The following is a 2308-nucleotide window of genomic DNA, read 5'->3' on the forward strand; positions in this document are numbered from 1 at the left end:
GGTGAGAAGATTCCAATTATCAGTACCATGGGCAATGGCCAAGATTGGGTACGAACAGCCGCAAGTCTCGGTGGAGAGACAGGGACAAGTCCTCAAGCTGGAGCCATACTATCATTTGCGGGAGGTGGACATGGCACACCAGCAGAGTACGGACATGTGGCTTTCGTCGAAAAAGTCTACCCAGATGGCTCATTCCTTATCTCCGAAACCAATTACAATGGTAATCCAAACTATACCTTCCGTAAATTATCTGGAGTGGATAGTAGCTTGAGTTTTGCTTATACGACGAAATAAAAAAAGGATATGCTAACAAAATGAATAAATGTTAGCATATCTTTTTTATTTTTTTATCACGATTACCTAGTGGGGCAGATAAAAGTTTTAATCAAAGTCTGTAGAAATAATAATTGTAATAAGACTAATCATCTCATCAAGAACATCTGCAAGTGAAATCCCCTTAGTATAGCTATATTTTTTTGAATAATTTTGCCATTGTTTATTCTGAATAGGGTCAGATTTGAACCTCTCGAGTAGTTCAATAATCTTTACAAAATCGAGTTCTGTTTCGCGATATGAAAATGTTCTCTGACAGGCATTTTTCAATTGAATGAAGTCAATGTCTTCTTTCTTCAGTTTTGAAAGAATATAAACATCGTAAAAATCTTTGCTTCTGCTGTTCAAGAAGTTGCGTGAATAGATGGTTTGGAGTTTTTCAGCTAGAATTGTTTCAATTGTATAAGCAATGATTGGAAAGGTGTCTTCATTAAAAATAGCTTTGTAATCATATGTAATAGGCTGTGGAGTTACAATATCCCCAGTTGCAATATCCAAATGGATAATTTGTTTAATATTCTCAAGTTGGCATAAAATGGTTGCACGATAGCCACCATAGTCATCACTTTCTTTTATAGCTGTGGTTGATTGAATCACAAAAGATATACCTTCTTCGGAATCTGCTAAAATTTCCTTGAGTTGCTGCTTCACAGTATCTTCTGAGAGTGTCATTTGATGGAACAAAAAATCAATATCAACAGTGCTACGAGATTCAACTCCGATAACATTTGATAGTAGGAATCCTCCTTTGAAGATATAGTGATTTGAGTAGGTACTCTGACTTAATTTTTTCAAAATCACTTCAAGAAAGTAATAGGTCATCACGGAATTAAAGGTTAATCCAGTATTCTTTGATATTTTATGACAGAGTGCTGTTAGCTTAGCTTTATTCATACTAGGACCTCCAGAGTTTGTTTGACCTTGTCCAAGGTGTTCATTTTTGTCGCATATTCATAGAGTTTTGTAAGATTTTTTTTAGAATAGTTTCCATAATGTTGAAGTGTTTTGACAAAAAGCTCAGTATCTATTTTTTCTCGATGAATCACAAAATCACAGATAATGCGTTCTAAATCATACACTCTTACCTTGTTTCCCATAGGTGTTTTTACAAGTGTAATTCCTAGTTCGCTATATTCCTTAGAAACGGAATGAATGTTCAGATTTGCTGGAGGAGTATTAAAGCGGTAGCCTCTAGGAACTGTCACATCAAAATATTGTGGAATTTCATCCGTAAACTGTTGTAGATACAGTGCCGAAATATAAGAGAAAATAGCCTTAGGAAAACGATATTGAAAGAAGTAGTATTCATCATAGTCTCCGTTTTGGGTTAGGAAAATACCTTTTTCAACTCGGAAGATAATGCCTTCTTTCTCTAGTCTTGTCAGATATATTGTTGGAATACCTAGTGCTTTACAATCTTTGTTTGTGACAATGCCATTGTTCTTTTCTATAAAATCGAGTAGAATCTCTTTTTTTGACATACGGCCTCCCACTTGTTGCTTTTACACTACAATTTTACAATATTTGTGGTATAAAAGCAACATTTTCTTTTACCTCAATTTATTGTGATAACAAAATCAAGCCTTCTTTTTTATGATGGTATTGAACTTGGGCTACGAGCTGTTCAAAAAAGAGAGTTTCTCCTAGAACGGAAAGTTCTTCGTCAAAACTCCTATTTTTGTCGTGCTCCCTTAACGCCCTCGTATCTAATAAAGAGTGACAGTTTGTTGCTACATAAAAAAGAAAAGAAGGACTATTTATGACCAAAACATGTAATCATCACTTTCTTGTCAATCAGGAAAAAGGCGAGAAACACGTCTTTCGCAAGAGTAAAAAATATCGTACTTTATGTTCGGTTGCCCTTGGAACCATGGTGACAGCTGTTGTTGCTTGGGGAGGAACGGTTGCACATGCTGATGAAGTCACATCATCAGTTGACACCGCCATTCAACGAACGGAAAATCCAGCCACGAAT

At 35.8% G+C, this 2308-nt stretch carries 4 protein-coding genes; 2 read left to right on the plus strand and 2 right to left on the minus strand.

The genetic code is table 11. From position 1 onward, the window contains the following. Positions 1-294, plus strand: a 294-nt coding sequence (locus SST111_RS08670) for a CHAP domain-containing protein (RefSeq protein WP_142350744.1), incomplete at its 5' end; no start/stop codon positions are given. 87 nt (positions 295-381) lie between these two features. Here the strand turns inward: SST111_RS08670 and SST111_RS08675 are convergent. Continuing rightward, the gene (locus SST111_RS08675) at positions 382-1227 is read right to left on the minus strand and encodes a nucleotidyl transferase AbiEii/AbiGii toxin family protein (RefSeq protein WP_099810724.1); all 846 of its coding nucleotides are present in this window, start codon (positions 1225-1227) and stop codon (positions 382-384) included. Further along, the gene (locus tag SST111_RS08680) at positions 1224-1814 is read right to left on the minus strand and encodes a type IV toxin-antitoxin system AbiEi family antitoxin domain-containing protein (protein WP_044672655.1); all 591 of its coding nucleotides are present in this window, start codon (positions 1812-1814) and stop codon (positions 1224-1226) included. Before SST111_RS08680 ends, SST111_RS08675 begins: the two co-directional genes overlap by 4 nt. Positions 1815-2092: 278 nt before the next feature. Between SST111_RS08680 and SST111_RS08690 the strand changes: the two genes are divergently transcribed. Continuing rightward, positions 2093-2308: putative cross-wall-targeting lipoprotein signal domain-containing proteiin (locus tag SST111_RS08690; RefSeq protein ID WP_142350755.1), on the plus strand; the 216-nt coding region annotated here is incomplete at its 3' end.

Origin of the sequence: Streptococcus suis YS161, from assembly GCF_002760245.1 — a bacterium.
GTDB classification, from domain to species: domain Bacteria; phylum Bacillota; class Bacilli; order Lactobacillales; family Streptococcaceae; genus Streptococcus; species Streptococcus suis_I.

Coding starts and splice junctions, on each gene's coding strand:
- SST111_RS08675 (WP_099810724.1), bottom strand. CDS start 1,227: ATGAATAAAGCTAAGCTAACAGCACTCTGTCATAAAATATCAAAGAAT.
- SST111_RS08680 (WP_044672655.1), bottom strand. CDS start 1,814: ATGTCAAAAAAAGAGATTCTACTCGATTTTATAGAAAAGAACAATGGC.